The organism is Gordonia sp. NPDC003504, from assembly GCF_053587995.1.
On sequence record NZ_JBSFPC010000009.1, the window covers coordinates 43,204 to 67,681 of the forward strand.

21 protein-coding genes are annotated in these 24,478 nt (G+C 67.4%); 15 read left to right on the forward strand and 6 right to left on the reverse strand.

From position 1 onward, the window contains the following. Positions 1-319 precede the first annotated feature (319 nt). The 9 genes from ACWDPV_RS16765 (at position 320) to ACWDPV_RS16805 (ending at position 9,749) form a co-directional block, all read left to right on the forward strand. The gene (locus tag ACWDPV_RS16765) at positions 320-1,120 is read left to right on the forward strand and encodes an MlaE family ABC transporter permease (protein ID WP_449744014.1); all 801 of its coding nucleotides are present in this window, start codon (positions 320-322) and stop codon (positions 1,118-1,120) included. A gap of 1 nt (position 1,121) precedes the next feature. Then, on the forward strand, positions 1,122-1,988 hold the full coding sequence (locus ACWDPV_RS16770; protein WP_449743916.1) for an ABC transporter permease: 867 nt from the start codon (positions 1,122-1,124) through the stop codon (positions 1,986-1,988). Between the two features lie 10 nt (positions 1,989-1,998). Next, positions 1,999-3,300: an MlaD family protein gene (locus ACWDPV_RS16775; RefSeq protein ID WP_449743917.1), complete on the forward strand. Its 1,302-nt coding sequence runs from the start codon at positions 1,999-2,001 to the stop codon at positions 3,298-3,300. Beyond that, positions 3,297-4,328: an MlaD family protein gene (locus tag ACWDPV_RS16780; protein WP_449743918.1), complete on the forward strand. Its 1,032-nt coding sequence runs from the start codon at positions 3,297-3,299 to the stop codon at positions 4,326-4,328. Before ACWDPV_RS16775 ends, ACWDPV_RS16780 begins: the two co-directional genes overlap by 4 nt. Positions 4,329-4,336: 8 nt before the next feature. Continuing rightward, positions 4,337-5,317, forward strand: a complete 981-nt coding sequence (locus tag ACWDPV_RS16785) for an MCE family protein (protein WP_449744015.1) — start codon at positions 4,337-4,339, stop codon at positions 5,315-5,317. A 68-nt stretch (positions 5,318-5,385) separates the two neighbouring features. Further along, entirely contained in the window at positions 5,386-6,447 is a 1,062-nt protein-coding gene (locus ACWDPV_RS16790) for an MCE family protein (protein ID WP_449744016.1), read from the forward strand. Then, positions 6,444-7,589, forward strand: a complete 1,146-nt coding sequence (locus ACWDPV_RS16795; RefSeq protein WP_449743919.1) for an MlaD family protein — start codon at positions 6,444-6,446, stop codon at positions 7,587-7,589. Before ACWDPV_RS16790 ends, ACWDPV_RS16795 begins: the two co-directional genes overlap by 4 nt. Continuing rightward, positions 7,586-8,758 (forward strand): MlaD family protein, encoded by a 1,173-nt coding sequence (locus ACWDPV_RS16800; protein WP_449743920.1) that lies wholly within the window; start codon positions 7,586-7,588, stop codon positions 8,756-8,758. Before ACWDPV_RS16795 ends, ACWDPV_RS16800 begins: the two co-directional genes overlap by 4 nt. Before the next feature lie 43 nt (positions 8,759-8,801). Then, positions 8,802-9,749 (forward strand): hypothetical protein, encoded by a 948-nt coding sequence (locus tag ACWDPV_RS16805; protein WP_449743921.1) that lies wholly within the window; start codon positions 8,802-8,804, stop codon positions 9,747-9,749. Between the two features lie 93 nt (positions 9,750-9,842). On the opposite strand, the gene treY is transcribed toward ACWDPV_RS16805, so the two are convergent. The 4 genes from treY to ACWDPV_RS16825 all read right to left on the reverse strand — a co-directional run bounded on the left by treY (position 9,843) and on the right by ACWDPV_RS16825 (position 17,951). After that, positions 9,843-12,149: a malto-oligosyltrehalose synthase gene (treY, locus tag ACWDPV_RS16810; RefSeq protein ID WP_449743922.1), complete on the reverse strand. Its 2,307-nt coding sequence runs from the start codon at positions 12,147-12,149 to the stop codon at positions 9,843-9,845. Between the two features lie 3 nt (positions 12,150-12,152). Further along, positions 12,153-15,053, reverse strand: a complete 2,901-nt coding sequence (gene glgX / locus ACWDPV_RS16815) for a glycogen debranching protein GlgX (RefSeq protein WP_449743923.1) — start codon at positions 15,051-15,053, stop codon at positions 12,153-12,155. Positions 15,054-15,153: 100 nt separating this feature from the next. After that, complete coding sequence (locus ACWDPV_RS16820) at positions 15,154-17,331, reverse strand: acyltransferase family protein (protein WP_449743924.1); 2,178 nt, start codon at positions 17,329-17,331, stop codon at positions 15,154-15,156. A 44-nt stretch (positions 17,332-17,375) separates the two neighbouring features. Then, positions 17,376-17,951 carry a TetR/AcrR family transcriptional regulator gene (locus ACWDPV_RS16825; RefSeq protein WP_348804044.1) on the reverse strand — a complete coding sequence of 192 codons (576 nt, stop codon included), beginning with the start codon at positions 17,949-17,951 and terminating at the stop codon, positions 17,376-17,378. A gap of 141 nt (positions 17,952-18,092) precedes the next feature. Here ACWDPV_RS16825 and ACWDPV_RS16830 point away from each other — a divergent pair, with 141 nt between their 5' ends. The 6 genes from ACWDPV_RS16830 to ACWDPV_RS16855 are packed head-to-tail and all read left to right on the forward strand — an operon-like array spanning position 18,093 to position 23,296. After that, positions 18,093-19,388, forward strand: coding sequence for an adenosylmethionine--8-amino-7-oxononanoate transaminase (locus tag ACWDPV_RS16830; protein WP_449743925.1), 1,296 nt, complete (start codon positions 18,093-18,095; stop codon positions 19,386-19,388). Beyond that, complete coding sequence (locus tag ACWDPV_RS16835; RefSeq protein ID WP_449743926.1) at positions 19,385-20,584, forward strand: 8-amino-7-oxononanoate synthase; 1,200 nt, start codon at positions 19,385-19,387, stop codon at positions 20,582-20,584. The genes ACWDPV_RS16830 and ACWDPV_RS16835 overlap by 4 nt, the downstream gene beginning before the upstream one ends. Then, a complete protein-coding gene (gene bioD, locus ACWDPV_RS16840; RefSeq protein ID WP_449743927.1) occupies positions 20,581-21,366 on the forward strand; it encodes a dethiobiotin synthase in 786 nt (261 codons plus the stop codon). The genes ACWDPV_RS16835 and bioD overlap by 4 nt, the downstream gene beginning before the upstream one ends. Continuing rightward, positions 21,366-22,403, forward strand: a complete 1,038-nt coding sequence (gene bioB / locus ACWDPV_RS16845) for a biotin synthase BioB (RefSeq protein ID WP_449743928.1) — start codon at positions 21,366-21,368, stop codon at positions 22,401-22,403. The genes bioD and bioB overlap by 1 nt, the downstream gene beginning before the upstream one ends. Positions 22,404-22,415: 12 nt before the next feature. Then, on the forward strand, positions 22,416-22,685 hold the full coding sequence (gene bsaP, locus ACWDPV_RS16850; RefSeq protein ID WP_449743929.1) for a biotin synthase auxiliary protein BsaP: 270 nt from the start codon (positions 22,416-22,418) through the stop codon (positions 22,683-22,685). Then, positions 22,682-23,296, forward strand: a complete 615-nt coding sequence (locus ACWDPV_RS16855; protein ID WP_449743930.1) for a DUF2567 domain-containing protein — start codon at positions 22,682-22,684, stop codon at positions 23,294-23,296. Before bsaP ends, ACWDPV_RS16855 begins: the two co-directional genes overlap by 4 nt. On the opposite strand, the gene ACWDPV_RS16860 is transcribed toward ACWDPV_RS16855, so the two are convergent. Both ACWDPV_RS16860 and ACWDPV_RS16865 read right to left on the reverse strand, forming a co-directional pair. Next, positions 23,280-23,966, reverse strand: a complete 687-nt coding sequence (locus ACWDPV_RS16860) for an NrtR DNA-binding winged helix domain-containing protein (protein ID WP_449743931.1) — start codon at positions 23,964-23,966, stop codon at positions 23,280-23,282. The genes ACWDPV_RS16855 and ACWDPV_RS16860 overlap by 17 nt on opposite strands. Positions 23,967-23,981: 15 nt before the next feature. Then, positions 23,982-24,452 (reverse strand): LuxR C-terminal-related transcriptional regulator, encoded by a 471-nt coding sequence (locus tag ACWDPV_RS16865; protein ID WP_449743932.1) that lies wholly within the window; start codon positions 24,450-24,452, stop codon positions 23,982-23,984. Between the last annotated feature and the right edge of the window lie 26 nt (positions 24,453-24,478).

Below are 24,478 nucleotides of genomic sequence, written 5' to 3' on the forward strand. Positions count from 1 at the left end.
GTCGGGACGTTTCGTGTGTTTCGGATGACTGTGGTCGTCCGTCCCAGTTATTGTGACGTCGTCCACATGAGGGTGACAGCTCGCCGGGCGATCGGACAGTTGTTCGTTCACCCGCTTCAAGGTATTGGGTTCGGCGGATCAACGCAGGCCAGGAGTGCTGTGACCAACTGAATAAGCGCGGCGCAGTGTGCTGTATATTACCGCGGGCCACGCCTGCCATGGGGGGCGCGATGGTATTCGGACGATGCAGGGACGGGTATTGAGCACAGAGACGCAGGCCTCGCCGCACAGCGAGGAGGCGCCGCCGAAGCGGCGGGGGATGGCGTCCTCGTGGTTTCATGACCACGTCGTCGCCAGCTTCGACACCTTCGGTCGTCAGCTCGCCATGTTCGTCGACGTCTTCAAGGTCCTCATCGAGGACATCGTCAAGCGGCGGTTCCCCTTCGGCGAGTTCATCCGCCAATGCGCGTTCATGTCCAGCACCTCTGTCTTCCCGACGTTCCTGGTGGCCATCCCCATCGGCGTCATCGTCTCGATTCAGGTCAGCAACATCGCCGGACAGATCGGCGCGACATCGTTCTCCGGTGCGGCCACCGGCCTGGGCGTCATCCGGCAGGGTGCGCCGCTGGTGACCTCGCTGCTGCTCGCCGGTGCGGTCGGGTCGGCGATCGCCGCCGACCTCGGCTCCCGGACGATCCGCGACGAGATCGACGCGATGCGCGTGATGGGTGTCAATCCCGTACAACGCCTCATCTCCCCGCGACTGCTCGCGACCATGGTCGTCAGCTTCCTGCTCTGCGGCTTCGTCTGCTTCGTCGGATTCATCACCGGCTACGTCTTCAACGTGTACTTCCAGGGCGGCACCCCGGGCAGCTACACCGGTACCTTTGCGTCCTTCGCCGGGGTCTCGGACCTGTCGTTCGCGCTGGCCAAGTCGGTGATCTTCGGTGCGATAGTGGCCGTGGTCGCCTGCGACCGCGGCCTCAACACCAAGGGTGGTCCGGCGGGCGTGGCGAACTCGGTGAACGCCGCCGTCGTCAACTCGGTGCTGCTGCTGTTCACCGTCAACGTCGTCCTCACCCAGCTGTTCGCCATCCTCGTCCCGGCGAAGGTGGTGTGACATGGCCGCCTCCCGGTATGTACCTCCCGTGCTGCGGCCGCTCGCGGCCACCAAGGTCGTCTACGAGGGTCCGCGCGACGCGCTGGTCCAGATGGGCCACCTCATCACCTTCCTGGTGCGCTCGATCGGCGCGGTGCCGATCGCGTTCACCCACTACCGCAAGGAGGTGTGGCGGCTGCTGGCCGACGTCGCCTGGGGCAACGGCGCGATCGTGGTCGGCGGCGGCACCGTCGGCGTGATGGTGATCCTCGGCGTGATGGGCGGCGCGACCGTCGGCATCGAGGGCTACACGGCGCTGAACCTGCTGGGTATCTCGCCGGTGACCGGCGGCCTCTCGGCCTTCGCCACCACCCGCGAGATCGCCCCGCTGCTCGCCGCGACCGCCTTCACCGCCCAATCGGGATGTCGTTTCACCGCCCAGCTGGGATCGATGCGCATCAGTGAGGAGATCGACGCTCTCGAATCGATCGCGATCCGTCCGCTGCCGTACCTGGTGACCACCCGGATGTCGGCCGCGGTGCTCGCGATCGTCCCGCTCTACTCGGTCTCGCTGGCCGCCAACTACATTGCCTGCCAGGTGATGTACCAGCTGCAGAGTGGTAAGGGTGCCGGCGACTATCTCGCCTACTTCGACTCGTTCATCCTGTCCACCGACATGCTGTACTCCTTCATCAAGGTCGCGGTCTTCGTGCTGCTGACGACCTTCATCCAGTGCTATTACGGGTACTTCGCCTCGGGCGGACCCGAGGGGGTGGGGGTCGCCGCGGGACATGCGATCCGGTTGGCGATCATCGTGATCGTCTTCGCGAATCTGGTCATGACGCTGGTGTTCTGGGGAACATCGCCCGGCATCAAGATCTCGGGATGAGGGGGAACCGATGCTGATCGCCACCGATGGCCGCAACCCCTCGCTCGTGCAGTACCTGCTGCGTGGGCTGGCGTTCCTGATCGTGCTCGTCATCGTCTTCGTGCTGCTGTTCATGCGATACCAGGGCGTGTTCACCTCGACGGTGTCGGTCTCGGCCAAGCTCACCGACGTCGGCGACGGGCTGACCACCGGGGCCGACGTCCGGTACAACGGATTCATCGTCGGTCAGGTGAAAGGCGTAGCGGCCTCCGACGAGACGGGCGCCAAAGGCATCGCGCTTCGCCAGGTCGACATCGACGTGCTGCCCGAGCAGGCCGAGGGCATCCCGGCCAATGTCACCGCCCGCACCGTCCCGTCGAATCTGTTCGGTGTGAACTCGGTGGAACTCGTGCCGCCGGCCACTGCGTCGTCGGATCACCTGTCCTCCGGTGCGTCGATCCCCGCCGACGCGTCACTGCCCACCATCAAACTGCAGGACGCGCAGAATCAGCTGCGCACATTGCTGCAGGCGGTCCCACCCGAACAGCTCGCCGGTGTCCTCGGCACCATCGCCGACGCCCTCAACGGCGGCGGCCAGACCTTCGGGCTGTTCGTCGGCGTCCTCGACAACTACTTCAAGACCCTCAACGCGCAGTTCCCGCCCGGAGCGCCGTCGGGATTCGAGAACTTCGACAACTCCGTGCGCGGCCTGTCGGAATCGGCGCCCGAATTGCTCGACACCCTGGGCCGCAGCGTGATCCCGGCGATGACGGTCACCGAGAACCGCGACAATCTGACGGCGATCCTGTCGGCCGGGCAGGGATTGACCGACCAGATCCAGGCGCTGTTCGCCGCCAACGGTGATGCCGGCAAGGCGGTCGTCGCCGACGCGAACCGGATGCTCGGTGCGGCCGTCTACGAGCCGAATTCGCTGCCCTATGCCCTGACCGCGTTGAACAATTTGGCGGCCCGGGTGCTGACCGTGTTCACCGGTGTGAACGGCCACCCTCAGCTCAACATCGGAGTGAGTTTCTCGGCCTTCCAACGCTATACGCGACAGAACTGCCCGGTGTACAACGGTGGACCGTACGGCCAGACCCGTGGCCCGGGGTGCGTCGGTCCCGGCACCGGTACCGGCCCGACGAGTTCCGGTCCGTTGATGGTGTACCCGCAGGGTGGGATGCGTCAGATGACCTTCCCGGCCTCGGTCACCACCGCCGCCGACAACCGGACCCTGAGCGCCGCGCTGAATCGCACGCCGACCGCCGCCGACACGCTGATGCTCGGGCCGCTGGTGCAGACGGTGTCCACCGAGACCGGAGGCGGGCGATGAGCGCGGGCGCTACCACCATCCGCAAACCGTTGATCGGCTTCTCGCTGTTCGCGATCATCGCGTTGCTGCTGACCTACATCATCTATTCGACGCTGGAACGCTCGGTGCCCGGCGACACCCACGGATACACCACCTACTTCCGCGACGCCTCCGGCCTCGCCAGTGGTGACGACGTGCGCATGGCCGGAGTGCGGGTGGGCCGGGTCAGTTCGATCGACCTCGACGACGGCCGCGCCAAAGTGACCTTCGAGGTCCAGACCGATCAGCCGATGTACACCACCACCAAGGCGGCCATCCGCTACCAGAACCTGATCGGCCAGCGCTACCTCGCACTCAGTCTCGCCGACGGGGACGCACAGCCGCTGCCGGTGGGGTCGACACTGAAGCAGCCGTCGGAGGACTCCTTCGACGTCACCAAACTCCTCGCCGGATTCCAGCCGGTGTTCGAGACGCTGACGCCCGAGCAGATCAACGACCTGTCCAATGGTCTGGTCCAGGCCTTCCAGGGCGACACGGTGTCGCTGTCCTACACCGTGGCCCAGGTCGGCAAGTTCGCCTCGGACATGTCCAACCGTGACGTCGTCATCGGCGCGATCATCGACAATCTCAGCGGGGTGCTGCGTGACCTCTCCCGTCAAGGTGACCAGGTCAGCACGCTGATCGACAGCCTCAAGAATGTGATCGCCAACCTCAATTCCAACTCGTCGGCACTGGGCACCGCGGTCACCCAGATCGGCCAGACCGCATCCGGATTCGCCGATGTGCTGACGCAGACCAGTGGCAACCTCGCGGCGGCGGCGACCTCGGCCAATCAGGCGACCGCCACCCTGATCGGGGAGGGCGCCAAACTCGACGGACTGGCCACCAACCTGCCGATCTTCCTCGGACACTTCCCGCTGGTTCTCGGAGAGGGCGCCTACCTGAACATCTACGCCTGTGACCTCGACATCGCGATCGGCGACGTGCTGTTCCCGCCCGGGATCATCAACAAGATCGGCGGCACCCAACACTCGGTGGTGTGCCGATGAGAAGCCGCATGCGCCGCAGCTTCGACCGCAACCGCCGACTCTGGTACGGCCTCGGCGGTGCGATCGTCATCGTCGTGGTGATCCTTGCGATCACCGGGATCGGTGAGGCCGACCTCGGGAAGAAGACCTACACCGCAGATTTCGCCCAGGCCGGCGGAATCCGGCCCGGTGACAAGATTCGCGTCGCCGGCATCGACAAGGGTGAGGTCGCCAGCACCGAACTCGCCGGCAATCACGTCCACATCGTGATGAAGGTCGACAACGACGTCGTGGTGACCGCCAACGGGTCCGCCGAGATCAAGATGTCCACGCTCCTCGGGCAGCGCTACATCGATGTGTCCCTGGGTAATTCGCCGGACCTCGCACAGAACGGGGTGATCACGGAAACGCGCGTGCCCTATGACCTGAACAAGACCATCGAGGAGGGCACCCCGATCCTGCAGGGGGTGAACGACGAGGACTTCGCGCAAAGCATCAAAACGCTGAACACCCAACTCGCGGGTGCTCCGGCGGTCACCAAACCCACCCTCGATGCGCTCACCCAGATGTCGGAGATCATCACCAACCGCAAGGACCAGATCAATCAGCTGGTCGCCGACACCAAATCGGTCACCTCGATCGTCGAGGACTCCCAGACCCAACTCGCGGTGATCGTCGGGCAGGGGGCACAGCTGGCGCAGAAGATCGTGGCCCGGCAGGCGCTGGTGACCCAACTGCTCGACGGCATCGCCCAGATCACCGAGCAGGCCCAACTCGTCGCCGCCGACAACGCCAACCAGTTCGCGCCCATCATGGCCAACCTCAACACCATCTCGCAGGGCCTGGAGAAGAACCGCGACAACCTGCGCAAGATGCTCGAGGTGTTGCCGGTGACCGCGCGCCTGACCAACAACGTGATCGGAGACGGCCCCTACGCCAACGGCTATCTGCCCTGGGGCATCTTCCCGGACAACTGGCTCTGCCTGGCCCGGGTGGTGGACGGATGCTGACCGACACAGTTCAGACGGGCGTGAGCGCGGACGGCGCCGCACGTCGGCGCCCGGCGACCCTGATCGCGATGATCCTCGTCGCCGTCGGCGCGCTGTCGGGATGCTCGCTGATCCCGGCGAGCTGGACCGTCGCGGCCGATCAGGCCATCGAGATCAGCGCCTACTTTCCCAACACAGCGGGTCTCTACACCAGCAATGACGTTGCGGTGCTGGGCATGCCGGTCGGCCAGATCACCAAGATCGAACAGCAGGGCAGCCGCGTCAAGGTGACCTTCACCGTCGACAAGGACGTGCCGATCCCGGCCGATGCGCAGGCCGCGATCGTCAACACCTCGATCGTGACGACCCGTCACATCGAACTCACCCCCGCCTACACCGGTGGCCCGAAACTCGCCGACGGTGCGGTGATGCGCAAGGAGGGCCTGAGCCCCGTCTCGGCCGGTGATCTGTTCGACGCCGTCGACAAGCTGGTCACCTCGCTGTCCGGCGATGCCCCCGGCAAAGGCCCGGTGGCCGACCTGATGGACATCACCACCGGCATCACCGAGGGCAACGGGCAACGCCTGCAAGAGGCCATCGACCAGTTGGGGAGTGCCTCGCAGATCGTTTCCGGCAACGGTGACGGCCTCGTCGACATCATCAAGTCGGTGCAGACACTCACCGCCGCATTGGTCGCGAACTATCCCAAGATGAAGGCGTTCTCGAGTTCCATCAACGACGTGAGCGAGATGCTGGGTCGGCAGTCGCCGGGTCTCGTGGCCACCCTCGGCGACCTCAACCAGGCGCTGCTCAACACCTCGGAATTCCTGCGCAACAACAGCGGGACCATCAGCGCATCGTCGGCGCGGTTGGCTGCACTCGCCGAGAACCTCAGCGACTTCTCCCGACAGGTGGTCGAGACCATCGACCTCGGGCCGCTGCTGTTCCAGAACCTGAGCAATTCGGTGTCGGCGGAGCAGGGGGCCTGGCGCGCCCAGGTGCTGTTGGACAAGTCGCTGATCGACACCCAGCTGCTGTCCCAGTTCTGCCGGGCCATCAATCTGCAGAAGAACGGATGTCAGACCGGCCAGCTCCAGGACTTCGGTCCGGACCTGGGGATCTTCAACGGGCTTCTGGAGTTGAGCAAATGAGCCGCCGTCTCTGGTCGCCCGACGTCGCGCGTCCCCGTCGCTGGGCCCGAAATTCCCTGCTCGCCGGCATCGTCGCGGCGATGCTGGCGGTGTCGGGTTGCGGTGTCCTTCCCGGCCTCACCGTCGAACAGATCCCACTGCCCGCACCGGGTAACCTCGGCGAGACCATCGAGTTGACCGCGAGTTTCGACAACGCGCTCAACCTGCCGACCCGGGCCAAGGTGAAGCTCTACGGCAGTGACGTCGGTCAGGTCACCGGGATCCGCGCCGACAACTACCAGGCCATCGTGACGATGGAGGTGAGCACCAGCGCCAAGGTCCCGGTCGGCACCGGAGCCGAACTGCGCCAGGCGACTCCGCTCGGTGACGTCTTCGTCGCGTTGCTGCCGCCCGCGGCGGCGCAGGGCCGCTACATGGCCGACGGGGACACCCTCACCGGCCCACGGTCGGCGGCCGCGACGGTGGAGGACCTCTTGATCAGCATCAGTGGACTCGTCGACAGTGGATCGCTCGGGTCGACCCAACAGATCCTCACCGAGCTCAGTGCGGCCGTCTCGACGAGTCCCGATGACCCGCAGGAGCTCAACGGCGCCATCGAGGGGATGACCACCGCGATCGTGAAGCTGAACCAGAACGCCGCGGCCGTCGACCGGTCGATGGCCAACACGCGGGTCCTCACCACCGAGTTGGCCGACGGCCGCGCCCAGATCATGGCGTCGATCAACAAGTTGGCACCGGCCTTCAACGTCATCAACGATCAGATGCAGCTCATCCTGACGACGCTGGACAAGACCAACACCGTCACGGCGGCGACCAACGACTTCCTCACCAACGATCGTCAGAACCTGATCGAATTGGTCGATCATCTCGCCAACGTCCTGGCCCAGTTGAACACCGCCGCACCGACGCTCGGCGGTCTCGCCGACAACCTCGCGGCATTGACCCCGAAGTGGGTGAAGGCGACCAGTTCCAGTGCGGCGGCACTGTCGGCGAAGGTGTACTACCTCAATCCGGGCGCCGGATTCGATTCGGCCAGTAGACTTCCCGAACTCGGCGATCTCGACTCGGCCGGTCAGTCGCTGCAGCAGACGCTGCAACGTCTGATCGCCCGGCTCACCGCCACACAGGGGTGCTGCGGATGAGCGGGATCTTCGGTTTTCTCCGTAAGCACTCGGTGCTGCTGGGCAACCTCGCCCTCATCGGGGTGATGTTGCTGGGGCTGTCCTACCTGGCCTTCGGCGCTCTGCGGTGGCAGCCTTTCCAGGGGCACTACGGCCTCACGATCAACTTCCCGGTCTCCGGCGGTCTGCAGGACACCTCGCGGGTCACCCTGCGCGGAGTGGAGATCGGTGACATCGAATCCATTCACGTGCAACCGGATTCGGTGCAGGTGAAGGTGTCCATCGATGACGACGTGAAGATCAACCGCAACACGATCGTTGCGGCGCTGGGACTCTCGGCCGCGGGTGAGCAGTACGTCGACTTCCAGCCGGCCACCGCCGACGGCCCGTATCTGGCCGACGGGGACACCATCAACGTCAATCAGACGCAGACGACGGTGCCGTTCCCGCGGTTGCTGGAGACCTCGCTGGGGGTGATCGACCAGATCGACCCGGCACAGTTGACCGCCGTCGTCGACAACCTCGACGTCGCCCTCAACCCCGACAGCGAGACCAATGATCTGCGTGTGCTTTTCGACGCGGGCGGCACCATCTTCGCCGACCTGTACCGGGTGCTGCCCCAGACCACCAAGCTGATCCAACAGACCGGCACGATCTTGCAGACGACGGCACAGATCCAGCCGGACCTCGCCGGCACCGTCAACGCCGCCAGCGAGATCGTCAACGCCGCGGTGGCCTCCGACCGGGAGATCCGCACCTTGCTGGGCAAGGGCCCGCAGCAACTGACCAGTCTCACCGGGTCATTCAACGAGATGCAGGACCCGCTCACCGATCTGCTCGGCCAGTTCCGCGACATCGCCCATCAGGGTGCGCTGCGGGCGCCGGCGATCGTCAATCTGCTGCCCTCGATCCGGGACGCATCGATCAAGAGCCTGACCATGTTCCACGACGGTGCCTGGTGGGCATTCGGGTCGATTTATCCGCGGCCCTACTGCGACTACCCGATCACGCCGACGCGGCCGACCAAGATCCTCGAACTCACCGTTCCGACGAATCTGTACTGTGTCACCGAGGATCCCAACCAGCAGATCCGTGGCTCGGCGAACGCACCGCGACCGCCGGGTGACGACACCGCCGGGCCGCCACCGAACTACGACCCGAATGCGCGCACGGTTCCGCTGGACAAGTAATTGGCAGACGAGTGACATCCATCGTGCGGACGGAAAGCTGTGCATGACAGGCGAGAAGAACGACGGCGAGAACAACGACGGGGACCCCACCATCGACACCACCACCAGTGACGCCGACACCGGTGACGCCGACGGCTCGTCGACACAGCAGGTCTCGAAGGCGACGGCATCCCTGACGAAGGCGCAGGGTAAACCCGTTCCGCGGTCCAAGACCGCCAAGGCCAAGCGGACGTCGCCGGTCGCCGAGGGCGCCGAGGCGGCGGCCGAGGCCGTCGATGAGGACGTTGCCGCCGATGACCTCGAGACCTCGATTGCCGACACGGTCCCGTCGTCGGCGCCCGCCGACCGGGACACGAGCAAGGGCAAGGGCAAGGAATTCTCGATTACCTTGTCCTCGCGCTCGCTGCTGCGCGTGCTCGGGGCGATCGTGGTGGTCGCCCTGATCGCGGGGGTGGCGGTACTCGGGTGGTTGTATTACTCGGATCAACAGCGACTCAAGGCTTTTGACGCGTCCAAGCAGGTGTCCGAGCAGTTCGTGACGCGGCTGGTGACGACGATCAACCCGGGCAACACCGACAAATACAAGGAGATCCTGGGTCCGTTGTCGACCGGGGCGCTGCGGTCCCGATTGGAACAGGATCGCGCCGCCACCGAGCAGAACAGTCAGGCCCTCGCCATCGAGGCGACCTCAAAAATCGTGTCGTCGTCGGTGGCGTCGTTCGACACCGACAGCGCCAAGACCACGGTGATGGCCGAGGTGACCGCACGCTCGGCGCAGATCCCGAACGGCGAGACCCGCCTGATGATCTTCATCCTCGACCTCCAGAAGGTCGACGGCAATTGGCTGGTGTCGGACTTCAGCGGGCCGCCCGGAAGTGAGAAGAGTGGCGTCGTCGATCCGTCGCAGTCCCTGCCGGGGCAATCCACGCCGAGCTCGAGCGCACCGGCACCTGCCCCGACCGAGACGCCTGCCCCGACCCCGGCCGGGTAGAGGGCGCGCCGCGGCCGGCGAGCAACGGGTCAGCGGCGAGTAACGGGTCAGCGACGAGCAAGGGGTCAGCGACGAGCAACGGGTCAGGGACGATCAGCGGGTCAGGATCGCCACCGGCGCGACGGCACGGAGATCTGCGACGCTGACCGAGCCGGAGTGGGTGGCGCCCGACACCGCATCGAGCCAGTCGCCCGGCGGCAGTGTCAGCATCGTCTTGGCGCCGTCGGGTGGCAGCAGACTGTGGGTGAATCGACTCGTCGCGACGATCACGCGAGGGTCGACCTCCCCGGTGACACCGCGGCCGAACGCGACCACGTGGTCCGATGCCGGGCCCTCGGCCAGGATCGGCCGGTAGTCGCCATCCGGTCCGAACGCGGCGGCATGGGTCGACCGGACACCGAGCGCGGCCTGTACGAGTCGGACCTTGGGGTGGTCGGTCGAGCGGCGGTAGTCCACGGGGCGTCGATTGTCGGGGTCGACCAGTGAGTCCTCGAACCACTCGGTGCCCTGATAGATGTCCGGCACTCCGGGGCCGAGAAGGGCGATGGCCTTGCGCGCCAAGGACTCCTGTTCCCACGCCGGCGCCAGCCGGGAGACCAGCCCGGTGATCACCTCGGCGGGCTCGCCGGTGGTGATCGTGTCGATCCAGGTGGACAGCGCCGACTCGAACTGCTCGTCGACCTCGGTCCAGGTGGTTTTCAGAGCGGCCTCGCGTGACGCCTTGCGGGCGTAGTCGACGAGTCGGGTCCGCAGTTCATCGGTCACCGCGCCGTCGGTCGGCCAGACGCCGAGGATGTTCTGCAGCAGGAAGTATCCGGTGAAGTCGTCGGGAGGCGGGGTCGCGGCCCAGATCCGGCGGATGGTCATCGACCATCGCTCCGGGACCTGAGCCAGCAGCGCGACGCGTGCACGGACATCCTCGCCACGCTTGGTGTCGTGGGTGGAGCTCGCGGTCATGGCGCGGGGCCACTGCCGCGCACGGATCACGTTGTGCCGGTGGAAATCGTGCAGGGACAACGCCGGATCGGCGGGATCGGCGCCCACCTCCTGTGCGGACACCAGCCGGGCGGTGCGATAGAACAGGCTGTCCTCGACGCTCTTGGCGGTGACCGCACCACAGGTCTGGGCCAACCTCGACGTCGCCGCACCCGGGGTTTCGGTGGTGCGGATGATCAGCGCCATCGAGTCGGCGAGGTCCGGGCGGCGGGCGACGATCGCGTCGGCCGCGGTGACCAGGCGGGACCGCAACGACGGATAGTCGGCGCGATAGACGCCGAGGTCGGCGATGAGTTCGCCGACCGCATCGGCCACCGACGCCGCATCGACACTCGGATCGGAATGGGTGAGGGCACGAACGAGACGTCGGTGCTCGGCGGGAAACATGGTCTGCAGGGTGGTGATCTTGCGACTGCGTTCGGTCGCATGCAGCCAACGGGCATCACCGGCCACCCCGGTGACGTGTTCGTGGATCTCGCTGAGTTCGACGATGCCCGACGGGGCGGTGAACAGCGCCTCGATGACCCGCAACTGGTCGTAGCCGGTGGTGCCGTCGACGGGCAGCGTCGGCTCGAGTGCCTCGTCGGCGGCGAGGATCTTCTCGATGTAGAGCAGTCGATCGGCGCCGATCTCGCCGCGGAGGCGTTCGAGGTAACCCATCGGATCCCACAGGCCATCGGGATGATCGACGCGGACACCGTCGATCAGATCGGCATCGAGGAGATCCCGAAGCCACGCATGCGTGGCGTCGTACACCGCGGGGTCCTCCTGGCGGAGACCGGCGAGTTCGTTGACGGTGAAGAACCGTCGGTACCCGATGAGGCCCGAGTCCCACGGGACGAGCCGATAGTGTTGGCGCGCATGCACTTCTTCGGGTGTTCCGCCCAGGGTGCCGGGGGCGGTGGGGAAGGCGTGGTCGTGATATCGCAGGATGCCGTGGGCGTCGACGGTCAGCGGTGTCAGGTCGCCGTCGGAGGCGAGCACCGGAAGTGCGAGTGCCCCGTCGGCGCCGTTGTCGGAGGAGAAATCGGCGTCGAAGTACGTCGCATAGCGTGATCCCGGGCCGTGGCGCAGCAGATCGGCGAACCACGGATTGCGCAGGGCCACCGCAACTCCGGTGTGATTGGGGACGATATCGATGATGATTCCGAGCCCGAGTACCGACGCGGCCGCCCGTAGTGCCCGAAGCCCCTCGCGCCCACCGAGTTCCGGTGCCACCTGGGGTGGTGGAACCCAGTCGTAGCCGTGCGTCGAGCCGGGCATCGCCGTGCCGATCGGTGACAGGTACACGTGACTGACGCCGAGGTCGGCGATGTGCTCGAGGATTCCGACGACGTCGGCGAACCCGAAATCGGGCGTCAGTTGGACACGGTAGGTGGCGATCGGTTCCGGGCGCGTGACCATCGATCAGCGTTTGTTTCGCAGGACGACGAGTGATCGGGCACGCACCGCGAACCTGCTTCCGCCGCCGACCGACTCCAGATCCGACACGCCGGTCGGGCTGGCGGTGTTGAGTACGCCGTGCCAGCCGGGGCGCAGGATCGAAGGCAGGGTGAACTCGATGTCCTCGTAGTGGGCGTTGAGGCAGATCACGAAGTGGTCATCGAGGATCCGCTCACCCCGCTCGTCCTTCTCTGCAATCCCGTTGCCGTTGAGGAAGACTGCGAGACTCTTGCCGAATCCGCTGTCCCAGTCGGCGGTGGTCATCTCCTGACCCGACGGCGTCAGCCAAGCGATGTCGAGCGACTGATGACCCCAGCGGATGGGTTTGCCGGCGAAGAACCGGCGGCGCCGGAACACCGGATGGGCCGTCCGCAACGCGATCGCCCGCCGGGTGAATTCGAGCAGGTCCGCGTTCTCCTCCGCGAGACTCCAGTCCATCCACGACAATTCACTGTCCTGGCAGTAGACGTTGTTGTTGCCCAACTGGGTTCGGCCGATCTCGTCGCCGTGGGCGAGCATCGGCGTGCCCTGCGACAGGAACAGGGTGGCCAGGATGTTGCGTTGCTGCCGGGCGCGCAACTCGAGGATTTCCGGATCGTCGGTGGGTCCCTCCACACCACAGTTCCAGGATCGGTTGTGGCTCTCTCCGTCGCGATTGCCCTCACCGTTGGCCTCATTGTGTTTCTCGTTGTATGACACCAGGTCCCGCAGCGTGAAGCCGTCGTGGGCGATGACGAAGTTGATGCTGGCCAGTGGTCGGCGTCCGGTGGCCTCGTACAGATCCGATGATCCGGTCAGGCGGGAGGCGAACTCGCCCAGGGTGGCCGGCTCACCCCGCCAGTAGTCGCGGACGGTGTCACGGTACTTGCCGTTCCACTCGGTCCACAGCGGTGGGAAGTTGCCGACCTGATAGCCGCCCTCCCCGACGTCCCACGGCTCGGCGATGAGCTTGACCTGACTGACCACCGGATCCTGCTGCACGAGATCGAAGAACGCCGACAGGCGGTCGACGTCGTGCAGTTCTCGGGCCAGTGTCGACGCCAGGTCGAAGCGGAAACCGTCGACGTGCATCTCCAGCACCCAGTATCGCAGCGAGTCCATGATCAGCTGCAGGGTATGCGGATGACGTCCGTTGAGGCTGTTGCCGGTTCCGGTGTAGTCCATGTACATCTCGGCGTTGCCGTCGACGAGGCGGTAGTAGGCGGCGTTGTCGATCCCGCGGAATGCGATGGTGGGGCCGAGGTGGTTGCCTTCGGCGGTGTGGTTGTACACCACGTCGAGGATCACCTCGATGCCGGCTTTGTGGAACGCCCGTACCATCGCCTTGAACTCGGTCACCGCGCTGCCCGGCTGTGCGTGATTCGAGGCGTAGTCGGCATGCGGGGCGAAGAACCCGAAGGTGTTGTACCCCCAGTAGTTTCGCAGCCCCTGATCGAGCAGCACGAAGTCCTGCATGAACTGATGGACCGGCATCAGTTCGATGGCGGTGACACCCAGCGACTTGAGATGGTCGATGATCACCGGATGTGACAGGCCCGCGTAGGTGCCGCGGAGGTTCTCCGGGATGCCCGGATGGGTCGCCGTCATCCCCTTGACGTGGGCTTCGTAGATGACGGTCTGATGGTAGGGCAGGCGTGGCGCGCGATCGTTCTGCCAGTCGAAGAACGGGTTGATGACCACCGACAGCATCGTGTGACCGAGCGAATCGAGTTGCGGCATCGATGGACTCGGCTCGGGGTCGTGGTATTCCGGCGTCGGCGGGATGGCGGGCTCGGGTTCGACGATCTCCTCGTGTGCCACCGGTGGATCCACCGTCTCGATCACCACGTCGGGCGCGGTCACCTCGTCGGCGGTGGTGTCGTCGTCTGTCGCGTCATCGGTGTTGCCGTCGACCGCCGGGTCGTCGACTTCCGTTGCAGCCGAATCGGTGTCGTCGCCAGTGGTGCTCAGCGTCTCGGCCGGGGCGTCGCCCGCGTCGTCTCCTGCGGAAGTCGCGACGTCCGCCTCGTCGCCCACGCTCAACGGTCCCCCGACCTCCGCGGCCTCGTCGGAGGCGGGTGGCTGATCGGCGTCCACCGACTCCGGTGTTCCGGGGTCGTAGACGGGGATCTCCTCGGTCGTCGAGGGGTCGGTGCCGGGCAACGGATAGGAGAACAGCGATGCGTCACCGTCGAACTCGCCGTGAAAAGCCTTGCCGTACGGGTCGAGCAGCAATTTGCTCGGATCGCACCGCATGCCGTTGGCCGGATCGTAGGGACCGTGTACCCGGTATCCGTAGAACTGGCCGGGGCCGACGTTGGGCAGGTAGCAATGCCAGCAGTACCCGTCGACCTCCTCGAGTCGGATGCGGCGCTCGTTGCCGTCGCGGTCGATGAGACACAGGTCGACCGCCGTCGCGATCTCGGAGAACAACGAGAAATTGGTGCCGACCCCGTCGTAGGTGGCGCCGAGCGGGTAGGCCTGCCCCGGCCAGACGTCGATCGGATCGGGTTCGGGGGCGACCAGCGGCTCGGCCTGCTCCGATGCCTTGACCGGACTCTCGGTCGGATGGGGTGCGGTGCTGGTGCTCAGCGGTGCGGCCGTCGTCGGGCTGTCTGTGATGACGGCGGCGGGTTCGGGGGATGGTGCGGAGGCGGGTTCGGCGTCCGGGACCGCGGTTTCTGCTGGTGCGGCGGTTTCTTCCGGGGCGGATTCCGACTCGGGCCGGGTCGATTCGGTCGGGGTCTCGTCCTCGGTCGGCGGGGTGACCTGCTCGGCGTCGAGCGCGTCGCCCGTGGGATCCTCGGCTGCGGCGGCCTGCCCGGTCGTCGCTGCCTGGTCATCGCCGGTGGATGGTGCGGACGTCTCCACCTTCGGTGAGTTCATTCCACGACAGTAGTCGCGATGGTGTCGGCGTTCATCTCGGAACGGTCTGCGTCCGGGCGTACGTGATACCCGTCCCAATCGGGAGTCCCGAGTTGCGCGATCAGGGATCGTGATCGGTCGTCCAGGGCAGAACGCGGCCCAACTGGCGGCCCAGACCGTCGGTGAGGCTGCGGACGTATGTGGCGCTGAGATGATGCCAGTCCTTGTAGACGATGATGTTGCCGACGATCGCGGGACACCGGTTCGCGTCGCACAGTCCGTCGGAGAGGTCGAGGGCGTGAAAACGGCGGTTGCGCTGGGCGTATCCCGCCGCCGGGTCAATCCGGTCGAGTGCCTCGGCACGGTCGGTCCCACACGTGTCGGCGGTCCCGCCGTCGGACAGACAGGTCGGGGTGTCGATAGCACCGTCGGGGCCGTGCGGCCAAGGGGTGTCGCGGATTCCGATCACCTCGATGCCGGCGTCGGTGAAACGCTCGAACACCGGTGAGTAGGTGGACGGCATAACGTCGCCGGGGGCGCCCACACGCGGCCTGGTCGATGTGGTGACCACCGCGTCCGGGCGGTCGGCGACGATCCGGTCGACCACGCGCCGCGACCAGTCGCGGCACTGCGGGTAGGGCACCCCGTTCTGCAGTCGGGGTGTCCGCTCCGTCGACAGAGGGCATCCCATCTTCAGGTACGTCGTGACTTTGAAGTGGTGCCGTGACCCCAGCAGATCCAGGGCGGTGATCCACATCTCCGCGTGCGATCCACCGGCCAGTGCGATGGTCCGCGAGGCGGTGGGATCGCCGTATACCCCCACATGGATACGTGGATCCTCGAAATCGCTCATGACGCCGTCGGTCGAGGTCGCCGGAAAGTCCTCGATGACCTCCAGCGGGCTGGGTTGCGGCTCGACGGCCGGCACCGGAACGCCGTCGAGCAGGGCCCGGGCTCCCGGATACAGCCGTGGGTCGAGATCGGCGGTGTCGACGTGGACGGCGGCGACGTGCTGCGACCACAGGCGCACGCCGACTCCGCCGGCGACGGTGAGGATCACCAGGACCGTCGCCAGCACCGGGGCGTAGCCGAGAGGGCGACGTCGCGCGGGGGTGGCGCGACGCGACGGGTCACCGTGCCCCGGTCGTTCGTTCCGCAGTGGACCTTCACGCAGTGGATCCTCGATGTATCGCTTGGTCAGCCACGCCAGCATCACCGAGGCGGTCAGCACGGCGGCGCCGGCGAGGATCGACGCGTGATCGGTGCCGCGCCACGAGAGATAGAAGATCAGCAGCGGCCAATGCCACAGGTACAGCGAGTAGGCGATGGCGCCCAGCCACACCGGCCAGGGTGAGGCGAGCACCCGGTTGAGGAGGGGCGGTGAGTCGTCCACGCGGGCGTGCCGTCCGCGTGGTGGGCGCTGCGCGGTACCCGCCCAGATGATCACCAGTGTCGAGCCGACCGGAACGAGTGCCCACGGGCCGGGGTAGGAGGCGACGCCGTCGATCCACCACCCGCAGGTCAGGATCAGTGTGAGCGCGGCGGTCGCGGCGACGGTCCGCAGCCATCGCGAGACCCGCCAGGTCGGCATCCACACCGCCAACAGTCCGCCGGCCAGCGGCTCCCACAGCCTCGAGAGGGTGTCGAAGTAGTTCCACTGCTGATTGACGTCCATCCGCACCGTCGCCCACCAGAACGACACGACCGCCATCGTGAGCACGGCGACGCCCGCGATCGCCCGAATTGTCGCCGGTCGTGCCGGCGATGCGAACAGGCGCGCACCGAGACCGATCGCGCCGGTGTAGGCCAGCGCGACGAGCAGGGTCGCCAGGAAGAACTGGCCCTGCACCGACATCGACCAGATGTGTTGCAGCGGACTGTTCGCCGAGCTCGCCGCGAGATAGTCCTGGGAGTTCAGGGCGAGATACCAGTTCTGGTAATAGAGCGCACTCGCGGTCAGTTCCTGCCCGATCGCGTTCCACCGGGTCTGCGGGAGGACCACGATCGTCAGGACGAGGACGGCGAGGAGCACCGTCGCCAACGCCGGGAGCAACCGCCGCCCCAGGCGCACCAGCCGTGGCCACGGGTTGACCGCGGCGCCGATCGAGACGTGGGGTTGTTGTGCGTCGATGGCATGGCGCAGCAGGGAGCCCACGAAGAAGTAGCCCGACAGGGTCAGGAAGACGTCGACACCGCCGGACACCCGGCCGAACCAGATGTGGAACACCGCAACAAGGGCGATCGCGATGCCCCGGAGGCCATCGAGATCGGTGCGGTGAGCAGGGGTGGTGCGAGCCACGGTGGGCGGAACGGCTTTCGTCGAGACGGTGTCGCCTCTCGACGCTAGCGGTCCGCGGGCACCTGCGCTCCGGATCGGCGGCGCGCGCCGTCGAGGATCACCTCGAGGCCGTCGCCGAACTCGGTGTCGAAATCGCGGCCGGACGGGCCGGTGACGCCGAGCCGTTCCATCTGGGCGCGGGTCTGTTCCTCGATGGTCAAGCCGATGACGAGCTGGCAGATGGCGGTGGCGACCGCGCGTGCATCTCGTTCGTGCAGGTCGCCGCCGGCGGCCGCGGCCGCGATGTCGTCGGCGACCGCGCGGTCGGACAGGCCGCTGGCCCAGCTCGAGGAGACCACCTCGGCGCTGTCGGGCACGCGCAGGAGGGCCGCGCGCATTCCGACGGCCAGGGCCCGCAGGCGCTGGTCCCACGGCTGCGCCGGATCGGGGCGGGCAACCTCCGACAACAGATCGTCGGCCAGCGCGGCCAGGAGCGTCTGCTTGTTGGGGAAGTGCCAGTACAGCGCGTTGGGTCGGACGCCGACCTCCGAGGCGAGGCGGCGCATCGTCAGATCCGCCAGGCTGTGGTGGATGAGCACGTCACGGGCGGCGGCGAGGATGTCGGCGCGGGAGTTGCTCACAGGCACAGGGTAGAGGGCGCGTCGAAGCGGGCCCACGGCGGCCTGTACACCGTCCAGGAAAAGTCCTGTACAGTGTTCAGGCAGTCGAGCGGTGTCGCCCATCACACCGCGTCCAGCACCCGTCACCAGAGGAACTCCACCGTGGACCAGGCAAGCATCAGTCGCATCGATGCGCAGCACATCTGGCATCCCTACGGGGCCATCCCGGCCGCCTCGGAGCCGCTCGTGGTGCGTGCCGCCGACGGCGTTCACCTGCATCTCGCCGACGGTCGCAGCGTCGTCGACGGCATGAGCTCCTGGTGGGCCGCGATCCACGGGTACCGCCATCCGGTCCTCGACGACGCCGCGCGCCGACAACTCGACTCGATGTCACACGTGATGTTCGGCGGCCTCACCCACGAACCCGCCGCTCGTCTGGCACAACTGCTCGTCGACATCACCCCCAGTGGGCTGCAGAAGGTCTTCTTCTGCGATTCCGGGTCGGTGTCGGTGGAGGTCGCCATCAAGATGGCCCTGCAGTTCTGGCGTGGCCGCGGTGAACCGGGGCGCACGAAACTGCTCACCTGGCGCGGCGGATACCACGGTGACACCTTCGCGCCGATGAGCGTCTGCGACCCCGACGGCGGCATGCACTCGATGTGGACTGACGTTCTCGCACAACAACTTTTCGTTCCCGCGCCACCGGCCGAGCACGATGCCGCGTATGTGGCCGCCGTCGCGGAGACGGTACGCGCCCACCGTGACGAGCTCGCCGCGATCATCGTCGAACCGGTCGTGCAGGGCGCCGGCGGAATGCGTTTCCACGACCCCGGATACCTCGCCGACCTGCGCCGCATCTGTGACGATCACGATGTCCTGCTGATCTTCGACGAGATCGCCACCGGTTTCGGGCGCACCGGGGAGATGTTCGCCGCCGACCATGCCGGGGTCGTGCCCGACATCATGTGCGTCGGCAAGGCGCTGACCGGCGGATACCTCACCTTGGCAGCGGCCCTGTGCACCGACGAACTCGCCGCGGTCATCAGCGCCGGTGAGGCCGGGGGACTGGCCCACGGCCCGACCTTCATGGCCAATCCGCTCGCCTGCGCCATCGCGGTGGCCTCCACCGAACTGCTGCTCGCCGGCGCGTGGCGCGTCGACGTCGCGCGCATCGGCGACAGCCTGCGTACCGGCCTGGAACCGCTGCGTGGAATCACCGGCGTCGCCGACGTGCGCGTGCGCGGCGCGATCGGCGTCGTCGAACTCGACCACCCCGTCGACCTGGCCGCGGCGACGACGGCGGCCGTGAACGCCGGGGCCTGGCTACGCCCGTTCCGCAACCTGATCTACGCGATGCCGCCCTTCATCTGCACCGCCGACGACGTCGAGGTGATCACCCGCGGCATGCGGGCCGCCGTCGACGCCAGTCTCGCCGTACCCGCCGGAGGTCACCCGTGACGACGCTGAACCCCACCACGACCGCCGCCACCGGCGAATCGGTCGCCCTGTCCTGGCTGCACAACGCCGCCCGTGCCACGAAAGAGGCCGGGCTGCACCGCGAACCGATCGTGCGGACCGCCGGCGCGGGCCTGCTCAACCTCGCCTCCAACGACTATCTCGGGCTCTCGACGCATCCGCACGTGATCGATGCCGCACGGTCCGCGGTAACGCAATGGGGCGCCGGCTCGACCGCGTCGCGACTGGTCGTCGGCACCACCGCGGCGCACGTCGACTTCGAGCACGAGATCGCCGACTTCCTCGGATTCCCTGCCGCGCTGATGTTCTCGTCCGGCTACCTCGCCAACGTTGGGGCGATCACCGCCCTCGTCGGACGCGGCGATCTCATCGTCTCCGACACCGGAACCCACGCCTCGCTCATCGACGGCTGCCGACTGTCGCGGGCACGGGTCGCGGTGGTCGGCCGCGGTGACGTCGCGGCTGTGCGTGCGGCACTGGCCGACCGTGCCGAAGAGCGTGCCCTCGTCGTCACCGACTCGATCTACAGCGTCGACGGCGCCGCCGCCCCGGTGTCCGAGTTGTACACCGCTGCACGTGAATTCGGTGCCGCACTGCTCGTCGACGAGGCTCACGGCCTCGGTGTGCGCGGCCCGGGCGGTCGGGGAGTGATCGCCGAGGTCGGCCTGTCCGGCGCACCCGACCTCGTCGCCACGGCCGTCGCGTCGAAGTCCCTGGGCGCACAGGGTGGTGTGGTGCTCGGGCCGGCGGTGTTGCGTGATCACCTGACCGACCGCGCCCGCACCTTCATCTTCGATACCGGTCTCAACCCCGCCGCCGTCGGCGCGGCCCACGCCGCACTGCACATCCTGCGGGCGCAACCGGATATGCCGCAGCAGCTGCGCCACAACATGATTCGCATGGCCGACCTTCTCGACGTGGCATTGCCCATCGGCCCGGACGGCGCGGTAGAGACCTCGGCGGTCCTCTCGATCATCATCGGTGACCCGCAGCCCGCGGTCGCCGCGGCCGCCGCCTGCCGGAACGCCGGGGTGCTGGTGGGGTGCTTCCGACCGCCGTCGGTGCCGCCGGGTACCTCCCGCTTGCGGCTGACCCTGCGCGCCGATCTCGACGACGCCGACATCGACCACGCCGCCGACGTGGTGCGCGCGGCGCTGCACGAGGTGGGTGCGCGATGACCCTCGATCCGTGGTGGAAGCCCACCCGGCCGGTCGCCGGCCGGAGCCTGGTGATCACCGGCACCTCCACCGACGTCGGCAAGACCATCGTCACCGCGGCACTCGCCGCGACCCTCGACGCCGCCGGCACCGACGTCGCCGTCTGCAAACCCGCGCAGACCGGTGTCGGACCCGACGAGCCGGGCGATCTGGCGAGGATCACCGCCCTCGCGGGCGACCTGCCGACGTGGGAGGGGGCGCGGTTTCCGGATCCGCTCGCCCCGGAAACCGCCGCGCACCGCGCCGGATTACCGCAACTCGACATCAACGACGTGGTGCCCGGGGTGGCCGACGTCGTCGGCAACCATCGGCTCACCCTCATCGAGGGCGCCGGCGGTGTACTGGTGCGACTCGCCCCCGGGTTCACGATCCTCGACGTGGCACGCGCTCTTGGTTCGTCGGTCCTCGTCGTCACCCAACCGGGACTCGGAGCGCTCAACCACGCCGAGCTGACCGTGGCGGCCGTCCGCGCGGCCGGCGTCGACGTCGCCGGCCTCGTCATCGGATCCTGGCCCGCCGCTCCCGATCTCGCGATGCGCTGCAATCGACACGACCTCCCGCGCCTGACCGGTGTACCGGTCGTCGGCGTCCTGCCCGAGGGCGCCGGCGCGATGTCGGGTGAGGCATTCCGCTCCGCGGCACCCACCTGGGTCGACGCCGATTGGATCACCGCGATCCGCACCCAAGCGACTTCCCCGCAGACCACCCTGACCGACGACAGCCACCTCGAAGGAATCTTCTGATGACCCAGGCCCCGATAGCCCCCGCCACCGTCGACGCCGACACCGCCGACATCCTCACCGTCGCCCGCGAACAGGTCCTCGAACGCGGCGAGGGCCTGACCCGGGAGCAGGTGCTCACCGTGCTCCGGTTGGGTGACGACCGCCTCACCGAACTATTGCAGCTCGCGCACGACGTGCGGATGCGCTGGTGCGGCCCCGAGGTCGAGGTCGAGGGCATCATCTCGCTGAAAACCGGTGGCTGCCCGGAGGATTGCCACTTCTGCTCACAGTCGGGGTTGTTCGCCTCGCCGGTGCGCAGCGCCTGGATTGACATCCCGTCGCTGGTCGAGGCGGCCAAGCAGACGGCGAAGACCGGCGCCACCGAGTTCTGCATCGTCGCCGCGGTCCGCGGCCCGGACAAGCGGCTGCTGAGCCAGGTCGCCGCGGGCATCGAGGCGATCCGCAACGAGGTCGACATCCAGATCGCCTGCAGCCTGGGCATGTTGACCCAGGAGCAGGTCGACCAACTCCGCGACATGGGCGTGCACCGCTACAACCACAACCTGGAGACCGCGCGCAGCCACTTCCCGAACGTCGTCACCACCCACACCTGGGAAGAGCGTTGGGACACCCTGCGGATGGTGCGCGACGCCGGCATGGAGGTCTGCTGCGGCGGCATCCTCGGTATGGGGGAAACCCTCGAGCAGCGTGCCGAGTTCGCCGCCGACCTCGCCTCGCTCGATCCCGACGAGGTGCCGCTGAACTTCCTCAACCCGCGGCCGGGTACCCCGTTCGGTGACCTCGACGTGTTGCCGGCCGCCGAGGCGCTCAAGTCGGTCGCGGCGTTCCGTCTGGCATTGCCGCGCACCATCCTGCGTTTCGCCGGCGGTCGCGAGATCACCCTCGGCGACCTCGGCGCCAAGCAGGGCATCCTCGGCGGTATCAACGCCGTGATCGTCGGCAATTACCTGACCACGCTCGGTCGTCCTGCCGAGGACGATCTGGACCTGCTCAGCGATTTGTCGATGCCGATCAAGGCACTCAACGACAGCATCTGATTACCTGGTGAGATGAGAGCAACCACGATGAGTGCCGCCGCGGCGGCGACCGACATTCCCGGTCCGCTCGACGAGCCGCATCGCTACGGCGTCTACACCGGCATCGAACTGGAGATCCAGGCGCCCGACGCGGTGCCGACCGCGGCACGCCTCGGCCTGGAACCGCCACGGTTCTGTGGCCAGTGCGGTCGGCGGATGGCGGTGCAGGTCCGTCCCGACGGCTGGGATGCGCGGTGTTCGCGCCACGGCACGGTCGACTCCAGTGAGTTGGGACGCCGGTGAGCGAGGTGGCCGGCGCTGCAACCGTCGCGCCCGCGATCGAGACGCGCCCGCGCATCCGGCATCGAACACCTGCGACCCTGCTGGCCGCCGTCGGGGTCGTCGTGCTGTTCGGCGTCATCGCGGGTGCCGTGTGGGCGATCGCCACACCCGGGGCCTCCGCGGTGAAGGGCCGCACCCAGGTGTTCATGGTCGACAGCATCGCCGGGGTCGCGACATTCGCGTTCGTGATGTTCGGCTTCGGTGTCGTCGCCGCGATCGTGACGTGGTTCGTCGCGTCGGGCTGGCGCGGCCTGCCCGGTTACGCCGCGATGCTGGCGTCGACGGTCTTCGGTGGCGCGCTGGCCGGTGTCGTCGGTTCGGCTTTCGCCGCGCGACGCTTCCCGAATCCGGATTCGTTCGGAGTCGGGGACGTGTTCACCGCCGTCCCACAGCTCTGGCTCGACGGCGTGACCCGCGGATCACCCAGTGGCCCTTGGATTCTGCTGATCTGTGCGCCGCTCACCGCGACAGTGGTGTACCTACTGGCCGCCATCGTGAGCCGACGCGGTGACCTCGGGGTCGGCGACGGCCGGATCGAGCAGTCCGACGATGCGATCACATCGGTGGTTTGAGGGTCGCGAACTCGTCGGTGACGCGCAACTGCGTGTCGGCGAATGCGTAGAGCGCCGGCGGGCGACCTCCGGAGCGGCCAGTGCGGCCCAACGTTCCGGTGGCCACCACCACACCGCGGCGGCTCAGGATGCGCAGCAGGTTTGTGGTGTCGACGCGATACCCGAGTGCGGCGCCGTAGATCTCGGAGAGTTCCGACATCGGAAACCCCGAGGGCGCCAACGCGAATGCGATGTTGGTGTAGGACAGCTTGGCCGCCAGGCGGTGCCGGCCTGCGTCGATGATGGCGGCGTGGTCGTAGGCCAGGGACTGCTCGGCAAGAGTGTCGACCCGGTGCCACGCGGCCGTCGGCGGGAGCCGGGTTGCCGCGTCGGTCGGCACCAGACCCAGATAGGTCGACGCGATCGTCCGCACCTCGGGGACCCGCCCGGGATCGGAGAACACCGACAACTGCTCGAGGTGCGCGACCGTGGTGACGTCGAGGTTCTCGGTGAGAAAGCGACGAGCGCTGGCCGACAGGGTTTCGGCGGCACCGGCAACGTCACCGCCCGGCAGCGACCACGGTGAATTCTCGTCGGTCCGCCACAGCAGGACAAACAGGTCGGGCTGGCCACCGGGGGAGATCGGGCGCACCTGGAAGACGACAGAGAGCACCTCGACCCGCAGCGACATGCGCTCGATAGTAGGTCAGAGGTCGTCGAGGACCACGAGTCCGTCCTGGATGGCCCGTGCGACGAGCGACGCCTTGGTGCGTGCGGTGCGGCCGGCTTCGGCGTACTTGACGCGGATGCGGGCGAGGTGGGTGTTGACGGTGCCCACCGAGATCATCAACTGGGTGGCGGCCTCCGACTTCGAGTCCACGAGCAGCCAGGTGCGCAGCACCTCGACCTCCCGTGTGGTCAACGGGACCGGGGTGTACTGCGGGGACGTCGGCTCACTGGGGACCGCCCGCAATGCCGCCGGTGGCGCCATCAGATCGGCGGCTGACCCAGGCCGACGGGCGGCGAGGCGGTCGAGGGCCTCCTGACGACGGCGCATCGCCTGCAACGGCGTCGAGTACGCGCGGCGGACACCGAGGACCGGGCGCGGCGGAACCGCGGTCGGGATCTGTCGATGACTCGGGCCGTCGGAGGTGTTGGCATTGCGCGAAGCGGTCATGATGATCATGTCTCCTGGGGCAGGTG